The organism is Schaalia odontolytica (assembly GCF_002847525.1).
In the GTDB taxonomy this organism is placed as follows: Bacteria; Actinomycetota; Actinomycetes; order Actinomycetales; family Actinomycetaceae; genus Pauljensenia; species Pauljensenia odontolytica_B.
The window spans coordinates 108534-128582 of record NZ_PKKM01000001.1; the positions used below are offsets into that span (position 1 = coordinate 108534).

13 protein-coding genes are annotated in these 20049 nt (G+C 64.6%); 9 read left to right on the forward strand and 4 right to left on the reverse strand.

What is annotated here, in order from left to right; genetic code table 11:
* Positions 1-22: 22 nt before the first annotated feature.
* The gene (locus tag CYJ22_RS00490; RefSeq protein ID WP_101600270.1) at positions 23-499 is read right to left on the reverse strand and encodes a PaaI family thioesterase; all 477 of its coding nucleotides are present in this window, start codon (positions 497-499) and stop codon (positions 23-25) included.
* Here CYJ22_RS00490 and polA point away from each other — a divergent pair.
* Together polA and rpsA are read left to right on the forward strand one after the other, a co-directional pair.
* The gene (gene polA, locus CYJ22_RS00495) at positions 498-3224 is read left to right on the forward strand and encodes a DNA polymerase I (RefSeq protein ID WP_207760483.1); all 2727 of its coding nucleotides are present in this window, start codon (positions 498-500) and stop codon (positions 3222-3224) included. The two genes, CYJ22_RS00490 and polA, sit on opposite strands and share 2 nt — an antisense overlap.
* Positions 3225-3395: 171 nt before the next feature.
* On the forward strand, positions 3396-4832 hold the full coding sequence (gene rpsA / locus CYJ22_RS00500) for a 30S ribosomal protein S1 (protein WP_003792472.1): 1437 nt from the start codon (positions 3396-3398) through the stop codon (positions 4830-4832).
* Positions 4833-5228: 396 nt separating this feature from the next.
* Here the strand turns inward: rpsA and brnQ are convergent, their stop codons facing one another.
* A complete protein-coding gene (brnQ, locus tag CYJ22_RS00505) occupies positions 5229-6581 on the reverse strand; it encodes a branched-chain amino acid transport system II carrier protein (protein WP_101600274.1) in 1353 nt (450 codons plus the stop codon).
* 91 nt (positions 6582-6672) lie between these two features.
* Here brnQ and coaE point away from each other — a divergent pair, with 91 nt between their 5' ends.
* From coaE to CYJ22_RS00530, 5 genes are all read left to right on the forward strand, one after another.
* Positions 6673-7365, forward strand: a complete 693-nt coding sequence (gene coaE / locus CYJ22_RS00510; RefSeq protein ID WP_370865995.1) for a dephospho-CoA kinase — start codon at positions 6673-6675, stop codon at positions 7363-7365.
* A gap of 82 nt (positions 7366-7447) precedes the next feature.
* Entirely contained in the window at positions 7448-9532 is a 2085-nt protein-coding gene (uvrB, locus tag CYJ22_RS00515; protein WP_101600277.1) for an excinuclease ABC subunit UvrB, read from the forward strand.
* A 276-nt stretch (positions 9533-9808) separates the two neighbouring features.
* Entirely contained in the window at positions 9809-10789 is a 981-nt protein-coding gene (locus tag CYJ22_RS00520) for a TerC family protein (RefSeq protein WP_009054900.1), read from the forward strand.
* 58 nt (positions 10790-10847) lie between these two features.
* Complete coding sequence (locus tag CYJ22_RS00525; protein WP_101600280.1) at positions 10848-11846, forward strand: TerC/Alx family metal homeostasis membrane protein; 999 nt, start codon at positions 10848-10850, stop codon at positions 11844-11846.
* Positions 11836-14226, forward strand: a complete 2391-nt coding sequence (locus tag CYJ22_RS00530) for an HAD-IC family P-type ATPase (RefSeq protein WP_101600282.1) — start codon at positions 11836-11838, stop codon at positions 14224-14226. The genes CYJ22_RS00525 and CYJ22_RS00530 overlap by 11 nt, the downstream gene beginning before the upstream one ends.
* 70 nt (positions 14227-14296) lie before the next feature.
* Here the strand turns inward: CYJ22_RS00530 and CYJ22_RS00535 are convergent, their stop codons facing one another.
* Positions 14297-14578: a YciI family protein gene (locus CYJ22_RS00535; protein WP_101600451.1), complete on the reverse strand. Its 282-nt coding sequence runs from the start codon at positions 14576-14578 to the stop codon at positions 14297-14299.
* A 57-nt stretch (positions 14579-14635) separates the two neighbouring features.
* Here CYJ22_RS00535 and uvrA point away from each other — a divergent pair, with 57 nt between their 5' ends.
* Positions 14636-17506 carry an excinuclease ABC subunit UvrA gene (gene uvrA / locus CYJ22_RS00540; protein ID WP_101600454.1) on the forward strand — a complete coding sequence of 957 codons (2871 nt, stop codon included), beginning with the start codon at positions 14636-14638 and terminating at the stop codon, positions 17504-17506.
* Between the two features lie 17 nt (positions 17507-17523).
* Positions 17524-18012, forward strand: coding sequence for a polysaccharide transporter (locus tag CYJ22_RS00545; RefSeq protein WP_347707113.1), 489 nt, complete (start codon positions 17524-17526; stop codon positions 18010-18012).
* A 93-nt stretch (positions 18013-18105) separates the two neighbouring features.
* Here CYJ22_RS00545 and CYJ22_RS00550 read toward each other — a convergent pair whose 3' ends face one another.
* Positions 18106-20022, reverse strand: coding sequence for an AMP-dependent synthetase/ligase (locus tag CYJ22_RS00550; RefSeq protein WP_101600284.1), 1917 nt, complete (start codon positions 20020-20022; stop codon positions 18106-18108).
* Positions 20023-20049: the final 27 nt, after the last annotated feature.

Below are 20049 nucleotides of genomic sequence, written 5' to 3' on the forward strand. Positions count from 1 at the left end.
CCCCATTGCTGTGCACTCGTACTCAGTCGTGGCTTGAACGCACCAGGATGCGGTTCGTCACGCGTGCGATGGAGATCAGTCGGTCGGCCTCGTCGCGAATCTCCACGGTGTGGACGGTCGAGCTGCGGCCGAGGTGAACGGCGGTCGCGGTCGCGGTGATAATGCCCTCGCGTCCTGCACTGATATGGGAGGCGTTGAGTTCAGTCCCGACGGCGTAGGCCTGCTTGCCCGGGTTAGCTTCACGCGCGTGGATCTGGGCGGCGAAAGAAGCCGCGGTTTCCGCGAGGGCAGCGGATGCGCCACCGTGGAGGATTCCGGCGCTCTGGCGGTTTCCGTCGATGGGCATGGAGATCACGGTTCGTGACGCGCTGTGCTCCAGCACTTCCATGCCGGTGGCCTCCATCAGAGTGCCGGGCCAGTGGGCGCCGACCCAGCCGCCGCGTGCGAGCGGATCGGGTGAGGAAGAATGCGTGTGTTTCGTCTGGTGATCGTGTGTCATGGCATCTAGGGTGGCATGTGTGAGTGATACTGTGCTGATTATTGATGGCCATTCGATGGCGTTTCGTGCGTTCTACGCGCTTCCGCCGGATAACTTCGTGACGGCCACGGGCCAGCACACGAACGCCGTTTACGGCTTTGTCTCAATGTTGACGCGTTTGCTGGAGACAGAGAAGCCGACGCATATCGCCGTTGCTTTCGATGTGTCCAGGCACTCATTCCGCACCGAGGAGTACCCGGAGTACAAGGGGACGCGCGACGCCACGCCCGAGGAGTTCAAGGGCCAGGTGGAGCTGATTCGTGAGGTGCTCGATGCGATGGGGATCGTGTCGCTCTCGCGCGAGGGCTTCGAGGCGGACGACATTCTCGCGACGCTCGCGTACCGAGCCGGTAATGATGGCGCGACCGTCCTCGTCGTGTCCGGTGACCGTGACTCCTTCCAGACGGTGACTGACAATGTGACCGTGCTGTACCCGGGCACGGGTCCCGGCGATCTGCGCCGTATGACTCCGCAGGCGGTGGAGGACAAGTACGGCGTGCCGCCGCATCGCTATCCCGAGATTGCCGCAATCGTGGGTGAGACCTCGGATAACCTGCCCGGCGTTCCCGGCGTTGGCCCGAAGACCGCCGCCCAGTGGATCAATAAGTACGACGGCCTGGACAACCTGCTGGCGCGGGCCGACGAGATCGGTGGAAAGCGCGGAGCTGCCCTGCGTGAACACAGGGACGACGTCGTGCGCAACCGCCGTCTCAATCGTCTGCTCACCGACATGGACCTCGAGGTGACGCCGAGCGATCTGGCGCGCCGCCCCACGGATGTCGCCGCCATTGATCGTCTCTTTGACTCTCTTGAGTTCGGGCGCCTGCGTCAGAAGGTGCGCGAGGTTGCCGGCATCGGCATGGGGGAGGGGCACGTTGAAGAGGCCCCAGAGCCCGTGGCCGAGGTCAAGATTTCGGTGTCCCTCGCGGATGCTTCCTGCGACATCGCCCAGTGGGCTCGTGCCCACTCGACGCTCGCTGTGCTCGTTGAGGGCGACATGCGGCCGACTCGTGGCAACGTTACCCGCCTTGTCCTCGCCTCTGACAACGAGGCGCTCGTGATCGACCCCGTCGAACTGAGCCCCAAGCAGGAGGAAGCACTCGGCGAGGTCCTCGCCACGGCCTCGTCCCTTATCGTGCACGACGCGAAGGGGGCGCGCCATGCGCTTGCGTCGCGCGGCTGGACCCTCGGCACCGTCGAGTGCGACACGATGCTGGCGGCGTACCTCGCGCATCCCGATCAGCGCTCCCACAAGCTGGAGGATGTGCTCTCGCGTGTGCTTGGCGTCGTGATCGAGGAAGAGGAGGGTGACTCTGAGGCTCTCTTCGATCTCGGCGACATGGGAGCGGGCCCGAGCGCGGCCCAGGTGCGCGCCGGGAAGTTGGCCGCCCACCTGCACCCGCTCGCGTACACGCTGAGGTCGCGCCTCGAAGAAAGCTCCGAGGCCGCGCTGCTCACCGACATGGAGATGCCTTTGTCGGTCCTGCTCGGTCAGATGGAAGACATCGGCATCGCCGCAGACACGGCCGTGCTCGATGGACTCTCTGATGAACTCGGCAAGGCCGTCGATGCTGCGCGTGAGGGAGCATGGGCTGCGGCGGGACGCGAGGTTAACCTGTCGAGCCCCAAGCAGCTCCAGGAGCTGCTCTTCGATCACTTCGGCTTGCCTAAGACGAAGAAGACGAAGACCGGGTACACGACGAATGCCGAGGCCCTGGCGGACCTGCACGCGAAGACCGCGGACGAAGGGGGAGCGGGGCACGACTTCCTCGGGTTCCTGCTCACCCACCGCGACCGCATCAAGCTCAAGCAGATGGTCGACTCCCTGTCCGCGACCGTCGCCTCCGACGGACGCATCCACACGACCTTCTCCCAGGTCGCCGCGGCCACGGGTCGCCTCGCGTCTTCCGATCCGAACCTGCAGAACATCCCCGCGCGCAGCGCCGACGGTATGCGCATCCGCGGCGCCTTCGTCGCCGGTGAGGGATTCGAGTCGCTCATGAGCGCCGATTATTCACAGATCGAGATGCGCCTCATGGCGCACCTGTCCGGTGACGAGGCGCTCATCGAAGCGTTCAACTCGGGCGAGGATCTGCACCGCACGATGGCGTCCATGGTCTTCGGAACCCCGGTCGCCGAGGTGAGCGGTGAGGAACGGTCGCGAATCAAGGCAACCTCCTACGGCCTCGCGTACGGCCTGTCGTCGTATGGCCTCGCTGCTCAGCTCGGCATTCCTGTGCCTGAGGCAGCTGCCCTGCGCGACCGCTACTTCGAACGCTTCGGGAAGGTCCGCGACTACCTCGAGGGCCTCGTCGCTCAGGCGCGTGCCGACGGCTACACCCAGACGATGTTCGGGCGCCGCCGCTACCTGCCCGACCTGCGCTCCTCGAACCGCCAGCGCCGCGAGATGGCCGAGCGCGCCGCTCTCAACGCGCCCATCCAGGGCAGCGCCGCAGACATCGTCAAGATCGCCATGATGAACGTCGTCGATGCCCTCTCCGAGGCCGGCCTGAAGTCACGCCTCCTCGTGCAGATCCACGACGAACTGCTCCTCGAGGTTGCCCCGGGAGAGGCCACGGCGCTCGAAGCGATCGTCCGAGACAAGATGGCGACCCCCGTGGAGCTCTCCGTCCCGCTCGATGTCGCCGTCGGAATCGGTGCTTCGTGGCAGCTCGCGGCCCACTAACGGGCGTGACGACGCGACGCACGCCACGGAAAGTGCCGCCAAATTCGTCACATTTGCAGGGCAAAGACTGATAGACTGGTTCACGGTGTCTGGGGACAGGTGCATCTGCATCAGCCTCAAGACGCCGGAACTGTCCATCTACTATCCAGTCCGTTTCGGAGAAACTACTACATGACCACCAACACGCCGCAGGTCGCTATCAACGACATTGGTTCGGAAGCAGACCTGATCGCAGCCATCGACGAGACCATCAAGTACTTCAACGATGGCGACATCGTCGAGGGCACTGTCGTCAAGGTCGACCACGACGAGGTCCTCCTTGACATCGGCTACAAGACCGAGGGTGTCATCCTCTCTCGCGAGCTCTCCATCAAGCACGACGTCAACCCCGACGACGTTGTCGCCGTGGGCGACCAGATTGAGGCGCTCGTCCTCCAGAAGGAAGACAAGGAAGGCCGCCTCCTCCTGTCGAAGAAGCGTGCGCAGTACGAGCGCGCGTGGGGCCAGATCGAGAAGGTCAAGGAAGAGGACGGCGTCGTTACCGGTACCGTCATCGAGGTCGTCAAGGGCGGCCTGATCCTCGACATCGGCCTGCGTGGCTTCCTGCCCGCCTCCCTCGTCGAGATGCGTCGCGTCCGCGACCTCGCCCCCTACATCGGTCGCGAGATCGAAGCGAAGATCATCGAGCTCGACAAGAACCGCAACAACGTGGTCCTGTCCCGCCGCGCATGGCTCGAGCAGACCCAGTCCGAGGTCCGCACGAACTTCCTGCACACCCTGCAGAAGGGCCAGGTGCGCTCCGGCGTCGTTTCCTCCATCGTCAACTTCGGCGCGTTCGTCGATCTCGGTGGTGTCGACGGCCTGGTTCACGTCTCCGAGCTGTCCTGGAAGCACATCGACCACCCGTCCGAGGTCGTCGAGGTTGGCCAGGAAGTCACCGTCGAGGTTCTCGACGTCGACATGGATCGCGAGCGCGTCTCCCTGTCGCTCAAGGCCACCCAGGAAGATCCGTGGCAGGCATTCGCCCGCACCCACGCCATCGGCCAGGTTGTGCCCGGCAAGGTCACCAAGCTGGTCCCCTTCGGCGCGTTCGTCCGCGTCGAGGACGGCATCGAGGGCCTCGTCCACATCTCCGAGCTGGCTCAGCGTCACGTCGAGCTGCCGGACCAGGTCGTCAAGGTCGGCGAAGAGGTCTTCGTCAAGGTCATCGACATCGACCTCGAGCGTCGCCGCATCTCCCTGTCCCTCAAGCAGGCCAACGAGGGCGTGGATCCGACCTCCGAAGAGTTCGATCCCTCGCTCTACGGCATGGCCGCCGAGTACGACGAGAACGGCAACTACAAGTACCCGGAGGGCTTCGATCCGGAGACCCAGGAGTGGATGGAAGGCTTCGACGCTCAGCGCGAGGCTTGGGAAGCCCAGTACGCAGAGGCTCAGGCCCGCTGGGAGGCCCACAAGGCTCAGGTCCGCAAGGCCCTCGAAGAGGACGCCGAAGCGGCTCCCTCCATCGAGGAGCAGGCCTCCTACTCGACCCCGGTCGACAACGAGGGCACCCTTGCTTCCGACGAGGCCCTGGCCGCGCTGCGTGAGAAGCTGACGAACAACTGAACCAGTCTTTCTGACTGAGCTTCGACTCGTCAGTTCACGTCAGTGAACGCATGAGTGGTGGTCCCCAGGTTTTCCTGGGGGCCACCACTTTTTGTCTGATTGCATTTGTCTGATTGCGTTGCCGCCAGCTCTCCGGCTGTCGCCAGCTCTCCGGCCGCCGCGAGGCTCTCCCGCTGGGTGCGGGGCTGCTTGTGGCCCCACGGGTGTTCCGGGCGCCGGAGGCCCCGGCCGCCCGCGAGGCTAGGCGTCCTCACTTCGTTCGGAGCCGCGCCTCGAAGCCCGCCCGTGCCCTCCGGTCCCTCCGGCGCCCTCCACACCTGTGGGCCCAGGCCCCGCCACCGCCCACGGGCACCGCAGCCAGGCTCTAGCGGCCCGTGGGCCCTGCACACGTTGTGCTTATGTAGCCGAATGCTTTACGACTGCGAGGTCGATGCACGTGCCGATCAACGCCGCGATCACCGTGGGGAGGATCCAGCCAAGCTGGTTCGCCTGGAGCGGGCTCCACATGAGCACAGAATTGATGTGCTCGGGGTAAACGCCGACATGAGCCAGCGTCGTCGCTGCCGACCACGCCGCCGCCATCCACGAGCCCAGGCGGAACGTCCACAGCGCCGGGGTGGCTAGGCGCAGCGGGTGGGTCGCGATTGTCAGGAAGACGATGGTGATCGCGATGGGGTAGAGGAACGTGATAATCGGTACCGCGATGGCGAGCACCGAGCTCAATCCCGCCGAAGCCAGCACGAAGGAGATGATCGTGAAGACAATCATCCATGCGCGGTACGAAATGGCTGGGAGTAGGCGGTGGAAGAACTCAGAGGTCGCTGCGATCAAGCCGACCGCCGTCGTCATGCAGGCCGTGAGCACGATCAGGCCAAAGACGATTTGTCCGGGCCAGCCCATCGTCATCTGGGCGGCATCCGCCAGCAGGGTCGCACCGTCGCTGTAGCTCTGAGCATTAGGGATCACGTGACCGATGAGTCCCAGGCCCACGTAGACGACGGCAAGCAGCGAACCCGCGATAACGGCCGCCGTCGAGGTTCGGCGCACGACCTTTGCCCCGATGCCGCCCCCGGTGTGTCCGAGCGACGTGACGACGATGATGCCGAATGCCAGAGCCGCGATCGAGTCCATCGTCATGTAACCCTCGAGGAGGCCCGCAGCCAGGGGCGTGGCTGCGTACTCGCCGGTCGGAGCGTCATGCGAAGCCGGCAGTGACGCCAGGCACAGGAAGACGAGGAGGACGAGAAGCCCGAGCAGGATCGGGGTGAGGATCTTGCCGAGGTTGTCGATGATTTTACCGGGATTCCAGCACAGATAGAACGCGATGCCGAAGAAAACAAAGCTGAAGATGATCGACGCGGTCAAGGACTTCGTGCCGATGAGAGGTGCGACGGCAGTCGAGAAAGACACAGCTCCCGTACGCGGGAGGGCGTAGAAGGCGCCGATCGACAGGTAGACCATGACGGAAAAGACGATGCCGAAAGACTTGCCGGCGCGGCTCACGAGGTCGCGCAGGTCGGTGCCCGACAGGGCGATCGTAATGATGGAGATGACGGGCAGTGCCACGCCGCCGATCAGGAAACCGATCATCGCGGGAGCGAAGTTGGTACCCGCGGACGCGCCCATGATCGGTGGGAAAATCAGGTTACCTGCGCCAAAAAACATAGAGAAAAGCGTCAGGGAGGTTGCGATGAGGACGGCGGTGCTGCTCGAGCGTCCAGTGGAATCGTCATTGACTGTCTGCGTCACTGCTACTCACTTGATGGTGTGGGTTCTATAACAGCCCCAATTCTTGCACGACGACCACGTAAGGCAACAATTGGCGGGCTACCCTGTGGGTGTGAACACGACTCTGAGCTGCGGGGCTTGCACGGCCACCCTCATTCGTCCGATTGACGCGCCTCATTCGCAGGGGCCGCGCCGCATCGTTGCGGTCAGCGGAGGTATCGGCTCCGGTAAGTCCTCGGTGACGCGCGTCTTCGCGTCTCTGGGCGCGGTGACGGCGGACGCGGACGCGATTGCGCGGGTGATTCTCGAACCTGGCGAGCCGACGCTGACCGAGGTTGCTCGCGCTTTTGGGGAGGACCTGCTGAGGGAGGACGGGAGCCTGGACCGGGCGCTTCTCGCATCCCGTGTCTTCGGGGGCGATGGAGCCGACGAGCGCGTGGCGCGCCTCAACGCCATCACCCTCCCCGTTATCGAGGCACGCGCGTGGTCGATTCTGCGCGGAGCACCACAGGGGGCTCTCGCGGTTTACGACATTCCGCTCCTGATTGAAGGGGATTACGCGGATCGTTTCGACGCGGTTGTCATCGTGGATGCGCCCGTCGAGGAGCGCGTCAAGCGCCTGGAAGGCAGGGGAGTGGCGCCCGAGGATGCGCGTGCACGAATCCGCGCCCAGGCCTCGTCCGAGGAGCGCCGAGCCATCGCGACGATCTGGATCGACAACGAGGGGAGCGCTGCAGATCTTGAGGAGGTTGCGCGGCTTGTCTATGAGCGTTGGCTGACCCCGGACGTTGCCCTCATCGATTGACGAGGCCGGGGCGCTCCACGCTCGTCGCGAACCCGTGCGCTTTGTGCGCGCAGCACACGTGCCTGGGCGGTAGCGTAGGGCCGTGAGCAATAACGTCGTGATCCGACAGAACAATCCTTTCGAGGTCATCTCCCCGTACACGCCCTCGGGCGACCAGCCAAAGGCCATCAAAGAGCTGGCTGCTCGCATCCGCGACGGCGAACAGGACGTCGTCCTCATGGGTGCGACGGGCACGGGCAAGAGCGCGACCACTGCGTGGCTCATCGAAGAGCTGCAGCGTCCCGCCCTCGTGCTCGAGCCGAACAAGACGCTCGCTGCTCAGCTTGCGGCGGAGTTCCGCGAGCTGCTGCCGGGCAACGCTGTCGAGTACTTCGTGTCGTACTACGACTACTATCAGCCCGAGGCCTACGTTCCCCAGACGGACACCTTCATCGAGAAGGACTCTTCGATCAACGACGAGGTCGAGCGTCTGCGCCATAGCGCCACGAACTCACTGCTCACGCGGCGCGACACGGTTGTCGTCTCCTCAGTGTCCTGCATCTACGGCCTCGGTACGCCCGAGGAGTACGTGGCCCGCATGATTGAGCTTGAGCGGGGCATGATGATCGACCGGGATGCCCTGCTGCGTCGTTTTGTCGCGATGCAGTACGTGCGCAACGACATGGCGTTTACGCGCGGCACATTCCGCGTGCGTGGCGACACGATCGAAATTATCCCCGTGTACGAGGAGCTCGCGATCCGCATCGAGATGTTCGGCGACGAGATCGAGTCTCTTGCAGTTCTCCACCCGCTCACCGGCGATGTGATCGATCACGTGGATCACACCTACCTGTTCCCGGCCTCGCACTACGTGGCCGGCGAGGAACGCATGAAGAAGGCAATCGCCTCTATCGAGGACGAACTCGATGATCGCCTCGCGTGGTTCCGCGGCCAGAACAAGCTGCTCGAGGAACAGCGCCTGCGCATGCGCACAACCTTCGACCTGGAGATGCTCAAGGAAATCGGCTCGTGCTCGGGCGTCGAAAACTACTCGCGCCACATTGACGGGCGTGGACCCGGCACGCCTCCGCACACGCTGCTGGACTACTTCCCCGACGACTTCCTGCTCATCATCGACGAGTCGCACGTGACCGTCCCGCAGATTGGAGCAATGTTCGAGGGTGATATGTCGCGTAAGCGCACCCTCGTCGACTACGGCTTCCGCCTGCCCTCCGCGATGGATAACCGTCCGCTGAAGTGGGATGAGTTTACCGAGCGCATCGGACAGACCGTCTACCTGTCGGCGACCCCCGGACCCTACGAGCTCGAACGCTCCGACGGCGTCGTCGAGCAGATCATTCGTCCGACGGGCCTCGTCGATCCGCTCGTCGTCGTCAAGCCCACCGAGGGGCAGATCGATGATCTTCTCGAGCAAGTGCGCCTGCGCGTCGAGCGTGACGAACGTGTCCTCGTCACCACCCTCACGAAGAAGATGGCCGAGGAGCTCACGACGTACCTCGCTGAGCGCGGCGTCAAGGTGGAGTACCTGCACTCCGACGTCGACACGCTGCGCCGCGTCGAGCTGCTGCGCGAGCTGCGCCTGGGCACCTTCGACGTTCTCGTCGGCATTAACCTGCTGCGTGAGGGCCTGGACTTGCCCGAGGTCTCCCTCGTGTCGATCCTCGACGCGGACAAGGAAGGCTTCCTGCGTTCCACCCGCTCGCTCATCCAGACGATCGGCCGTGCCGCACGAAACGTGTCCGGTGAGGTCCACATGTACGCGGACAACATGACGGATTCGATGAACGAGGCCATCTCCGAGACGATGCGTCGTCGCGAGATCCAGATCGCCTACAACAAGGAACACGGCATCGACCCGCAGCCGCTGCGCAAGAAGATCTCCGACGTGACCGACATGCTTGCCCGCGAGCAGGTCGATACGCGCACCCTCCTCGAGGGCGGGTATCGCAAGGAGAAGAGCGCACGCGAACGGATGAGTGCTGCCGTAGGTGGCCCGACTGCGACTCCGGGGCAGCGCGCCGAGGCCGAGCTGGCCGAACTGATCGAAGAGCTGTCTGCCCAGATGATGACCGCTGCGCAGCACCTCCAGTTCGAGGTCGCGGCTCGTCTGCGCGACGAGATCGAAGACCTGAAGAAGGAACTGCGTGCCATGAAGCGCGCCCACTGACCTCGGCCGCGCCCCGGTTGCCTGTGAGCGTGGGGTGGCCTCTGCCTCGTCAAAAGGTGCCCGGAGAGAATCGCGACCGACGCCACGTCGCACGTAGGGACGCGACTCAACGGGTACCCACTAGGATGGAAGCGTTAGCGGAGGGGAGTACTCCCACCAACAGTGGCGTCGTCATCACGACGGCCCGCCCACGCGGCGCGGCCTCCGGCGTCACCGGCCAGGAGTTCCTGGCGGGAGGAGACCTCCGGTACCCGACTCGTACCGGAGGCCACACATATGCACGTGCACGCCCTTGCCTGGATCGTCCTGGCTGGCATCATCCTGACCATGATCGTCGTCGACATCGTCGGCCACGTCCGCACACCCCACGAACCCACTCTCAAGGAAGCCACTTGGTGGTCGGTCGCCTACATCGCGATTGCCCTCATCTTCGGTGCCATCGTGTGGGCGGTCTGGGGGCCGCAGTACGGCCAGGAATACCTCGGCGGCTACATCACCGAAAAAGCGTTGAGTATTGACAACCTCTTCGTGTTTGTCATCATTCTGTCGACGTTCCGCGTGCCGCGTAAGAACCAGCAGGAGGTCCTGCTGGCCGGCATCATCATTGCCCTCGTTCTACGCCTGATCTTCATCCTCGCGGGCGCCGCCCTCATCGAGAACTTCTCGTGGGTCTTCTACATCTTCGGCGCGTGGCTCCTGTGGACTGCTATCAGCCAGGTGCGCGAGGGCTCCAGCGACGACGATGACGAGGAATACCGCCCGCCGTCGATTGTTCGCTGGGTGTCGAAGGTCGTGCCGGTGACCGATGGCTTTATCGGATCGCGCATGCTCTACCGCCACGGCGGCCGCACCTACATCACGCCGATGCTGCTGTGCGTTATCGCGATCGGTACCGCCGACGTCATGTTCGCCGTCGACTCGATCCCCGCGATCTACTCGCTGACCTCCGAGGCCTACCTGGTGTTCGCCGCCAACGCGTTCTCGCTACTCGGCCTGCGCCAGCTGTACTTCCTCATCGATGGCCTACTCGACCGCATCGTCTTCCTGCACTACGGCCTCGCAGCGATTCTTGGCTTTATCGGCTTCAAGCTCATCAACCACGCCCTCCACACCAACGAGCTGCCCTTTATTAACGGGGGCCACGAGGTGTCTGTGATCCCCGAGCCGTCGATCGCGTTCTCGCTGGGCTTCATCGTCGTGACGATCCTGATCACGGTCGTTGCTTCTCTAGCGGTTTCCAGCAAACGGCGCGCGTGACAGGAGCCGGCCGTGGGAGAGCGATAAAATACCATGGTCGGATAGTTAAGAGGTATTCATGGTTGTTCACCCGTGGGCGTGGGGCATTCTCGCTCTCGTAGCCATCGGTTTGGTGGTGCTCGATTTCCTCGGGCACGCCCGTAACCCGCACCCCCCGACGGCCGCTGAAGCAGCTCGCTGGACGTTGTTCTACGTCGGCCTTGCGGGCGTCTTCGGCGTCGGTATCTGGCTGACGAACGGGTGGCTGTACGCCCAAGAGTTCTACGCTGGCTGGGCGATGGAGTGGTCGCTGTCGGTCGACAACCTCTTCGTTTTCATCCTGATCCTCAAGGCTTTCCGGGTGCCGCGCGAGAATCAGCAAAAGGCCCTGCTTTTCGGCATTGTCATCGCGCTGTTGCTGCGCCTCGTCTTCATTCTGCTCGGTGCGGCGCTTGTCTCGCGCTTCTCCTGGGTTTTCTTCATCTTCGGTGTGTGGCTGCTGTGGACTGCCTTCTCCCAGATCAAAGAGACCATCGCCGGAGGGGGAGACGACGAGGAATATGAGGAGAATGCGTTCATTCGCGTCGTGCGTCGCGTCCTGCCGATTACAGACGGCTTCATCGGCAACCGCATGCTCTACCGCCACGGTGGTCGAACCTACCTCACCCCACTGTTTGTCGTCGTGCTGGCTCTGGGCTCAGCCGACCTCATGTTTGCCTTTGATTCGATCCCCGCAATCTTCGGCATTACGTCGCAGCCTTTCCTCGTGTTTGCGTGCAATGTCTTCGCACTCATGGGTTTGCGCCAGCTCTTCTTCCTTGTGGACGCGCTGCTCGGCAAGCTCGTGTACCTGGGCTACGGCCTCGGCATCATTCTGAGCTTTATCGGAATCAAGCTGATTCTCGAGGCCCTGCACGCCAACACGCTACCGTTCATCAACGGGGGCCACGGCTTCGAGTGGGCGCCGGAGATTTCCGTGTCGGTGTCGCTTGGGGTCATTGTCGTCACCCTGGCCGTTACTGTTATCGCGTCGCTCATCCGCAGCGCGATGGATGAGGAGGGCGCCGGTGAGCGCTGAGAGCCTGACTATCGATGAGCACGGACTGAGCGCCTCCGAGGTCGCTGAGCGCATGGCGCGCGGCGCCGTCAACCGCGTGAAGGATCGTACCTCTCGCTCGGTGGCGTCGATCATTCGAGAGAACGTGTTGACGCTGTTCAACGCCATCATCGTCGCGGCGTCGGTGATTGTCCTGCTCTTCGGCGACCTTCGCGACGGCATCTTCGGTGGCGTCATGATCATTAACGCGGTGATCGGCATCGTGTCCGAGCTGCGCGCGAAGCGTACGCTTGACTCCCTCGCGATTGTCGACGCCCCGCAGGCAACCGTCCTGCGTGACGGAATGCTGTCGGTCGTGCCTGCGCGCGACGTCGTCCTCGATGACGTCATTGATCTGACGCTCGGCGATCAGGTGAGCGTCGACGGCACGGTTCTGTCCTCGGCGGGCCTGGAGATCGACGAGTCACTGCTGACCGGCGAGTCACGCCCGGTGAAGAAGAAGCAGGGCGATCAGTTGCTGGCGGGCACGAGCGTCGTCGCGGGTGCTGGCCGCATGGTGGCCACGGCTGTCGGTGAGCGCGTCTACGCGCAGGGCCTGTCCGAGCAGGCGCGTGCCTTCACGCGTACGGTCTCGGAGATCCAGACGTCGATCAACCGGGTGCTGCAGGTTGTCTCCGTCATGCTGCTTCCCATCGTTATTCTCACGTTCTACTCGCAGAACCGCATCGCAGGTGGTCACGGGGGAGACTGGCGCGAGGCCCTCGTTCTCTCGGTCGCATCCGTGATCGGCATGATCCCGCAGGGCCTGGTGCTCCTGACGTCCATGAACTTCGCGATCGGATCGGCAACGCTGGCACGCCGCGGTGTACTCGTCCAGGAACTTCCCGCCGTCGAGGTCCTCGCCCGCGTGGACTGCCTGTGCCTGGACAAGACGGGCACGCTCACCACCGGTGGCATCCGGGTGCGCGGCGTCGAGGTCATTTCGGGCGAGGAGGCCGTGGTCCTCCGCGCGCTGGCAAGCGCGGCAAGCGACCGAACCAACGCAACAGCTGAGGCGATCTGGCAGCACCTGGGAGACAACGCTCAAGCCGGGGCAGCCGAGCGGATCGAGTGGTCCGTCCCCTTCTCCTCGGCGCGCAAGTGGAGTGCGTGGGGGAGCGGGAACGAATCCTGGATCCTCGGCGCCCCTGAGTTCGTCATCGACGAGGCCTCGGCTTCCAATGCCGACCTCCTTGCGAAGGTGCGGGGCATCGCGCAGGAAGGCTCCCGCGTGGTGGCCCTCGTCCACGCCGATGAGGCTGTGGCTGATGATGAGCTTCCTGAGCACCGTTCGGTTGCCGCGCTTGTGGTCCTCGAGGAGGACCTGCGCCCCGACGCTGCAGAGACCCTTGACTACTTCCGCTCGCAGGGCGTGCATGTGCGCGTCATCTCGGGCGACAATCCGACGACGGTCGGTGCGCTGGCCGCGCAGGCCGGCCTCACCGCGCCCGACGGCTCGCCCGCGCGCCTCATGGACGCGCGTGACCTGCCCGAGGACCTGACCTCAGAGGCGTTTATCGACGCGATTGAGAATCACGACGTATTTGGGCGCGTGACTCCCGAGCAGAAGCGCGCGATGGTTGGAGCGCTGCAGGCACGCGGCCACTGCGTCGCCATGACGGGTGACGGTGTGAACGACGCACTCGCGCTCAAGGATGCCGACCTGGGCATTGCGATGGGTAACGGCACGCAGGCCACGAAGGCAGTCGCGCAGATCGTCCTCGTGGACTCGAAGTTCTCCGTGCTGCCGGGGGTCCTGTCGGAGGGCCGCCGCATTATCGCCAACATGGAGCGCGTATCCTCGCTGTTCCTGGCCAAGACCACCTACGCCGCCGTCCTCGTCATCGTGACGGCCCTGGTCGGCTGGCGATACCCGTTCCTGCCGCGCCAGTTCAGCTACATCGATTCGCTGACCATCGGCATTCCCGCGTTCTTCCTGGCTCTGTGGCCGAACCCGCGCCGCTACGTGCCCGGATTCCTCAAGCGCACGCTGTCGCTCGCGATGCCCACGGGCATCATCCTGGCGGCGGCAGCCCTCACGGCCTTCGGTATTGTCGACGGCCCGCCGCAGGCGCGCGAGTCCACCGCTGCAATTCTCTCCCTCATGCTGGGCGCCATCTGGCTGCTCGTTATCACCTCGCGGCCGCTATCGACGTGGAAGTGGGTGCTCCTGGTCAGCGTCATTTCCGCGACCGTGGGCGGCGTGCTCATTCCGCCCGTGCGTCATTTCTTCTCGATGGTCGCGCCGAGCGGATACGAGTGGCTCGTCATCGCGTGCGTCGGTGCCTGCGCGGCCCTCCTTATCGAGGTTGCTCAGCGCATCTTCTACGCTCGCCAGTTCGCCCGTTCACTGGAGGGCTGAGAGCGCTCAATACGAGTCGAGGCCGGAGTCGGGTGAATCACCCGGCCCCGGCCTCGTTCGTTTGTTGCGATCAGAACGCCCGGATGACGGGGTTCCACTCGCGGATCAGGCGCGCCTGGATGACCTCGGCGACGTAGAAGGGGTCCTCGTTGAGGATGCGCTCGACATCCATCTGGCTCTCGGCGTTGATGAGGATCAGGGCGCCGGGGATCTCGCCAACGAGGGGACCGGATGCGATGTTGATCCCCTGCTCGAGCAGGCCGGACAGGAACGCGCGGTGCGTCGGGCGAACCTCGTCCATGGTCTCGGTCATCGACGGGTTGTAGACGTATTCAACTGCATAGTAAGCCATACGCATAACACTAGCCCTGATCCCGGCATTTGCCTAGATGGCGGATAGTATCGAATGGTGCATGACAAGCTAATCATCCAGGGTGCCCGCGAACACAACCTTAAGGACGTGAACCTCGAGCTGCCCCGCGACTCCATGATCGTTTTCACCGGCCTGTCCGGATCTGGTAAGTCCTCCCTCGCCTTTGACACGATTTTTGCTGAGGGACAGCGCCGTTACGTGGAGTCACTGTCCTCCTACGCGCGCCAGTTCCTCGGACAGATGGACAAGCCCGACGTGGACTTTATCGAAGGTCTGTCGCCCGCAGTTTCCATCGACCAGAAGTCGACCTCGCGCAACCCGCGCTCGACCGTCGGCACGATCACGGAGATCCACGACTACCTGCGTCTGCTTTACGCCCGTGCAGGCGTGGCGCACTGCCCCGAGTGTGGCGCCCGCATTCAGGCACAGACGCCCCAGCAGATCGTCGACCGTGTGCGCACGATGGATGAGGGCACGCGATTCCAGGTGCTCTCCCCGGTCGTGCGCGGCCGTAAGGGCGAGTACCAGGACCTCATCGACGAGCTGCGCTCCGAAGGCTACACGCGCGCGATCATCGACGACGAGATGGTTCGCCTCGAGAACGCACCCAAGCTCGAGAAGAAGCTCAAGCACACGATCGAGGTCGTCGTCGACCGTCTCGTCGTCCGCGAAGGCATGCGACAGCGCCTCACCGACTCCGTCGAGACCGCCCTGCGCCTGTCGGATGGCCTCGTCGTCATCGAATGCGTTGACCTGGATGCCGATGACCCCGAGCGCCGCCGCCGCTTCTCCGAGAAGCGCGCGTGCCCCAACGACCACCCGCTGATGCTCGACGAGATCGAGCCGCGCACCTTCTCCTTCAACGCCCCCTACGGTGCCTGCCCCGATTGCGCGGGCCTCGGCTTCCGCCTCGAGGTCGACCCCGAGCTGGTCGTCCCCGATGAGGAGCTCTCCCTCGCCGATGGCGCGGTCATCCCCTGGAACTCGAATTTCAAGTACCACAAGAAGCTCCTCGAATCCCTCTCCAAGGAGTTGGGATTCGCGATGGGTACCCCGTGGAAGTCCCTGCCCAAGAAGGTCAAGGACGCGATCCTGTACGGCAAGGACTACGAGGTCACCGTCAAGTTCCGTAACCGCTGGGGTCGCGAGCGCTCCTATTCGACGGGCTTCGAGGGTGCCGTCAACTACATCGAGCGTAAGCGCGAGGAGACCGAGTCTGCGGCCGTCTCGGAGAAGCTCGACTCCTACATGCGTGAGATCCCGTGCCCGACGTGCCACGGCGCGCGCCTCAAGCCCGAGGTTCTCGCCGTGCGCATCGGCGACAAGTCGATCGCCGAGCTCTCCGACATGTCGATCGCGGACGCTCGTGCGTTCCTCGCGGACGTCGAGCTCGAGCAGCGCGCCCGTTCGATCGCCGCGCCCATCCTCACAGAGATTGAGGCTCGCCTGGCCTTCCTCGTGGACGTCGGCCTCACCTACCTGACTCTCTCACGCGGCGCCGGAACCCTCTCGGGCGGCGAAGCGCAGCGTATCCGTCTGGCCACGCAGATCGGCTCCGGCCTCGTCGGCGTCCTCTACGTCCTCGACGAGCCCTCGATCGGCCTGCACCAGCGCGACAACCGCAAGCTCATCGCCACCCTCGAGCGCCTACGCGACCTGGGCAACACGCTCATCGTCGTCGAGCACGACGAGGAGACGATGGAGGCCGCCGATTGGATCGTCGATATCGGCCCCGGTGCCGGTGAGACCGGTGGCTGGGTCGTGCACTCGGGCCCGCTCTCGGAGCTGCTCAAGAACCGCAAGTCGCTGACCGGCCAGTACCTGTCGGGCAAGCGCCGCATTGTTCTGCCGCCGACCCGCCGCCCGGTCGACAAGAAGCGCGTCGTGACCGTCAAGGGCGCGCGCGAAAACAACCTGAAGAACGTTGACGTGTCCTTCCCGCTCGGCGTGCTCACCGCCGTCACCGGCGTGTCCGGCTCGGGTAAGTCGACGCTCGTCAACGGCATCCTGTATCGCACCCTGGCCTCGCGTCTGAACGGCGCGCGCATGGTGCCCGGACGCCACCGTACGATCACGGGCATCGAGCAGCTCGACAAGGTCGTGCACGTGGACCAGAGCCCGATTGGGCGGACGCCGCGCTCGAATCCGGCGACGTACACGGGTGTGTGGGATCAGATCCGCAAGCTTTTCGCTGAGACGCAGGAGGCGAAGGTGCGCGGTTACGGTCCGGGACGCTTCTCCTTCAACGTCAAGGGTGGGCGCTGCGAGTCCTGCAAGGGTGACGGCACCCTGAAGATCGAGATGAACTTCCTGCCCGACGTCTACGTGCCCTGCGAGGTCTGCCACGGCGCCCGCTACAACCGCGAGACCCTCGAGGTTGAGTACAAGGGCAAGACCGTCGCGGATGTCCTCGATATGCCGATCGCGGAGGCCGCGCAGTTCTTCGCGCCGATCTCGCGCATCGCCCGCCACCTCAACACGCTTGTCGAGGTGGGCCTGGGCTACGTGCGCCTCGGCCAGAGCGCCACGACCCTGTCGGGCGGCGAGGCCCAGCGCGTGAAACTGGCCTCCGAGCTGCAGCGACGCTCGACCGGCCGCACGGTCTACGTGCTTGACGAGCCCACGACCGGCCTCCACTCCGAAGACATCCGCAAGCTGCTCCTGGTGCTCCAGTCGCTCGCCGATAAGGGCAACACCGTCATCGTCATCGAGCACAACCTGGACGTCATCAAGAGCGCCGACTGGATCATCGACATGGGTCCGGAGGGTGGCGCTGGCGGTGGCACGGTCGTCGCTCAGGGCACGCCCGAGGAGGTCGCGAAGGTGGAGGAGTCCTTCACCGGCCAGTACCTCGCCGAGGTCCTGGCGAAGGAAGCCGAGCGAGACGCCGCGAGTTCGCAGAAGTGATGGTTAGTATGGATCTCATGAATCCGATGTACGGCCTCTACGGCTTCTCGTACTTTTGGCCCGCGTGGGTCCACCTCATCGTTGTGGCACTCATGGTGGTGTCCGGCGGCCTCGTCTTGAAGGCACTCGTTGCGCATGCGGCTGGGCGCAGCCGCGTCTATGGACTGGGCTGCGGTTTCGTCGCCGGTCTTGGCAACCTGTGCCTGAGCGTGACGGCCCACGCAGAGGCTCGCCACGTGTGGCAACTGGGGACGGTCATCGCAATCTACGCGGTCGCGGTCGTGTTCCTGATTATGACGCTTGTGTCCCTGTGGAGCGCTGAATCAGGCGGCTTCGTGTGGGCGCGTGCTTTTCACATGTTCCTCACGGTCGCCGTGGTTGCCTCGGCTGCGCTGGAGATTACCCGGCGCACGCTGATGTGGATTCCGCTTCCGGTCATCGGCGTGATCTTCCTTCTTGCGCTCTTCGCGGCGTTTGTCGTGGGGCGCAACACGGCCGACGAATAGGCGAGTCGACACGTACGGAAGCGGCCCTGGCCTCGTCATTGGAACGAGGCCGGGGCCGCTTCGTCGGATCGGACTCCCGAGCCGGTGGCCGGGTTACTCCTGGTTCTTCGCTGCCTCACCCGACGCGTACAGGGCGTCGACCTCGTCGGCGTAGTCGGCCAGGACGCGGCGGCGCTTGAGCTTGAGGGAGGGCGTCATGTAGCCGTTCTCCACGGTGAAGGCCGCGTTGACGATGCGGTAGCGGCGGATCGACTCGGCGCGAGAAACCGCCTTGTTGGCGCGGGCGATCGCCTTCTCGAGCGAGTCGCGCACCTCCGGCAGGTTCGCGGCCTGCGCAGCATCCACGACGGGCAGGCCGTGGGTGGCCAGCCACTCGGGCAGCATCTCCGTGTCCAGAGCGATGAGCGCGCCGATGTACGGGCGGTTGTCGCCAACCACGATGATGTTCGCGATGAGCGGGTGCGTCGACAGGGACTCTTCGAGGATCTCGGGGGAGACGTTCTTGCCGCCCGCAGTAACGATGAGTTCCTTCTTGCGGCCCGTGATGCGCAGGTGGCCGCGGTCGTCGATGGATGCGAGGTCGCCGGTCTTGAACCAGCCATCGACGTAGGCCTCGGCCGTGGCCTCGGGCAGGTTGTGGTAGCCCTTCGACACGGAAATGCCCTGGACGAGCAGCTCGCCGTCGGGAGCGATCTTCATGCGGTTACCGGGCCAGGGGAAGCCCACCGAGTCCGGCGGGAAGTCCTGCGGCGTCTCCACGGAGATCGGGCCGGTCGTCTCGGACAGGCCGTAGCCCTGCAGCAGCGTGATGCCCAGGCCGCGATAGAAGTTCGCGAGATCGAGGGCCAGGGGAGCGCCACCCGAGATGATCGTGTGCAGGTTCGGTCCCAGGATCGCGCGGACCTTCGACAGGACGAGCGCATCGGCGACGCGGCCGCGCAGCTTGAGCGCGGTTGACGGGCCGGGTGAAGGCATCGCCGAGGCGTCGGGGACGGGCGTCGTGTCAGGGCCGGGACCAGCGACGGCAGACTCGGGCAGGGGAGAGTCGGCGTAGGCGGTGGCCTTGGACAGGGCGCGTGCCTGCTTGGCGGCCCAAGCGAACATACGGCCCTTCATGCCGCCGCCGGCCTTCGCCGCCGCGGCGTTGTAGACCTTTTCCATGACGCGCGGGACAACGAGGAGCATCGTCGGCTTGAATGTCGCGATGTCGTTGACCAGGTTGCGCGTGTCGGGGGAGAAAGCGGTGACGCCCTGGCCCGCGAGCAGGCAGTACATGACGAAACGCGCGAGCACGTGGGCGACCGGCAGGAAGAGCAGGGAACGCGACTTCGGGTCGTTAATGAGGAGGGGCAGGAAGTCGTACGCCTGCAGCATCGGCGAGATGAAATTGCCGTGCGTAAGCACGACACCCTTGGGCATGCCGGTCGTGCCGGAGGTGTAGATGACTGTCGCCTCGTCACTCAGCTTGACGGCGTCGGTGCGCTCTCGCACCTGTTCGACCGTGACGCCCTGTGCTGCGCCGGTCAGGACGCGCTCGGCGCCGCGGTCCAGGGAGAGGATATGGCGCACGCCATCGGTGCGCACGGATTCGACCAGCTCGGCCTGCTGCGTGGTGGCCGTGATGACGATGCGCACGTCGGCGTCGGCCAGGATGTGCGCGATCTGCGAGGCGGAGTCCGTCTCGTAGATGGGCACCGTGATGGCGCCGCAGGACAGCGCGGCCACGTCGATGAGCGCCCACTCGTAGGAGGTGGGTGCCAGGATCGCCAGGTGGTCGCCGGGCTCGAGCCCGATGCCGATGAGGCCACGCGCAATCGAGTCGGCCTCGCCGAGGAAGGTCTCCATCGTGACGGGGCGCCACGCGCCGACGTTGGAGCGGCGCTCGATCGCGATCTGCCCGGGGTGAGACGCCACGCGCTGGTGGAGCATCTTCGGCAGGTTCATGTCCTCGGTGGCTTCTCGGGTCGCGATTGACTCCCATGAGCCGTCGGCGAGCCTGCGTACCGTCATTGCGGTCCTTTCGTGGGGTGGGCGCGG

What these genes read in the sequence shown, in the direction of transcription:
- polA (WP_207760483.1), top strand. Translation starts at nt 498, where the DNA reads ATGGCATCTAGGGTGGCATGTGTGAGTGATACTGTGCTGATTATTGAT.
- CYJ22_RS00490 (WP_101600270.1), bottom strand. Translation starts at nt 499, where the DNA reads ATGACACACGATCACCAGACGAAACACACGCATTCTTCCTCACCCGAT.
- rpsA (WP_003792472.1), top strand. Translation starts at nt 3,396, where the DNA reads ATGACCACCAACACGCCGCAGGTCGCTATCAACGACATTGGTTCGGAA.
- CYJ22_RS00520 (WP_009054900.1), top strand. Translation starts at nt 9,809, where the DNA reads ATGCACGTGCACGCCCTTGCCTGGATCGTCCTGGCTGGCATCATCCTG.
- CYJ22_RS00525 (WP_101600280.1), top strand. Translation starts at nt 10,848, where the DNA reads ATGGTTGTTCACCCGTGGGCGTGGGGCATTCTCGCTCTCGTAGCCATC.
- CYJ22_RS00535 (WP_101600451.1), bottom strand. Translation starts at nt 14,578, where the DNA reads ATGGCTTACTATGCAGTTGAATACGTCTACAACCCGTCGATGACCGAG.
- CYJ22_RS00545 (WP_347707113.1), top strand. Translation starts at nt 17,524, where the DNA reads ATGAATCCGATGTACGGCCTCTACGGCTTCTCGTACTTTTGGCCCGCG.
- CYJ22_RS00550 (WP_101600284.1), bottom strand. Translation starts at nt 20,022, where the DNA reads ATGACGGTACGCAGGCTCGCCGACGGCTCATGGGAGTCAATCGCGACC.